Origin of the sequence: Aquidulcibacter sp., from assembly GCF_049239865.1 — a bacterium.
Taxonomy (GTDB): Bacteria; Pseudomonadota; Alphaproteobacteria; order Caulobacterales; family Aquidulcibacteraceae; genus Aquidulcibacter.
In genome coordinates this window covers 1-1321 of the sequence record NZ_JBMLTR010000062.1, presented here as the reverse complement: position 1 = coordinate 1321, position 1321 = coordinate 1, and the positions used below count along the sequence as shown (strand labels likewise).

Genomic DNA, 1321 nt, shown 5'->3' with positions numbered 1-1321 from the left:
TGATCGGCCACGTCAACCACATCATCCGGCCGAAATTTAAGCTGCATTAGGGCGGGCGCGGTCGCTAAGGGAGCGCGCAAGATTGGGCGGGATCAGCCTTAAGGGAGCGCGCAACACGAGTTGCGCTTTTCCCCGCGTAGACATGCGCAACTCGTGTTGCGCGATCCTTTCGATTTGCGATTCGTGATGGAACGCAGCGGATCGTAGGACGCATTCCGTAAGGAATGCACCATTTTCCTTCGCTGCAGTCTTGGGTTTGATTGTTTCCACTTAGACAGCCTTTGCCACAGGCTCTGCCTTAGCAAAGGCCGTGTTCGAGTTTGGGCGCGCAAGATGGGGCGTCAAGAGGCGCGCTTCGCGCGTCGGCGGAGCCGATTTCACCTCTTGACTCCCCAGCTTGCGCAATAAGAATTGTCGGATGGCTTCAAGGCAAGCGAAGCGACGCATTGAACCGTTCCGAGTCATTTGGCTGACATCTGTCTTAAATAATGTCAGCGTTTGCTTGATCATGGTGCATTCCATGGATGGAATGCACCCTAAGGCGCCGAGCGCTTTGCTGACTTGGTGATGGCATATACGGCGCTCGGGCCTGCGGACTCATCTATTTGTGGGCGAGCTTCCCAGTTGGCAAGTGTCGCCTCATATGAGAGGCCCGCTTTCTCCAAGACCCTAACAGACGCCATGTTGTCGGGGTGGCAAGTCGCCCATACCCGAAAAATCTGAGGCTGAGCGATAGCCCAATTTACAACTGCTGATGCGGCTTCCGTGCCGAATCCTTGGCCCCAAGCCGTCTCAGAAAAAATGTAGCCAAAGTCCGCCTTGGGTGGCGAAACACGCAGCTCGATGCACCCCAATAAATTCCCGGTCGATTTTGCGACAACGGCCCAAGGGAAGGCCGTACCTGCCTGCCAGCAAACAACGCATCGCGCGGCAAACGCTTCTGTCGCCGAGAAGCTTTCGTGCCGCCGAAAGTTCATGTAATGGGTGGCAAGTGGACTCGCGGCCCAGGCTTCGAATACAGCCAGAGCGTCATTTTCTTGTATAGGACGCAACCGAAGTCGGTTCGTCTCGAAGTGCTCAGGCGGACGGATCATACACTAAGGTTATCAGACGACCAGAAGCAGAACAACCTAAAATCAGCTAAGGAGCATGAGGGGCGGTTAGCGCTCAAGACCTCAAAACGCCCACTTTCGCCCCCGCGCACTCCCAAAACCAGCCCTTCCGCTTTCGACCAATAGTCCCTCACCCCTCCCGCTGGCTTAACAGAAACGCGCGCACCTTTGGATTTTCCGTCAGACCGATCGCGCGCTCCATCGCTGCC

General features: G+C 56.1%; 2 protein-coding genes. Both read right to left on the bottom strand.

Annotation, left to right across the window (positions count from 1 at the left end):
- Positions 1-270: 270 nt before the first annotated feature.
- Positions 271-510, bottom strand: a complete 240-nt coding sequence (locus tag ACOVRA_RS04610; RefSeq protein WP_421719275.1) for a hypothetical protein — start codon at positions 508-510, stop codon at positions 271-273.
- A 26-nt stretch (positions 511-536) separates the two neighbouring features.
- Complete coding sequence (locus ACOVRA_RS04605) at positions 537-1094, bottom strand: GNAT family N-acetyltransferase (RefSeq protein ID WP_421719274.1); 558 nt, start codon at positions 1092-1094, stop codon at positions 537-539.
- Between the last annotated feature and the right edge of the window lie 227 nt (positions 1095-1321).

Excerpts from the sequence above, each read along its gene's own strand:
- ACOVRA_RS04610 (WP_421719275.1), bottom strand. The coding sequence starts at position 510 with ATGATCAAGCAAACGCTGACATTATTTAAGACAGATGTCAGCCAAATG.
- ACOVRA_RS04605 (WP_421719274.1), bottom strand. The coding sequence starts at position 1,094 with ATGATCCGTCCGCCTGAGCACTTCGAGACGAACCGACTTCGGTTGCGT.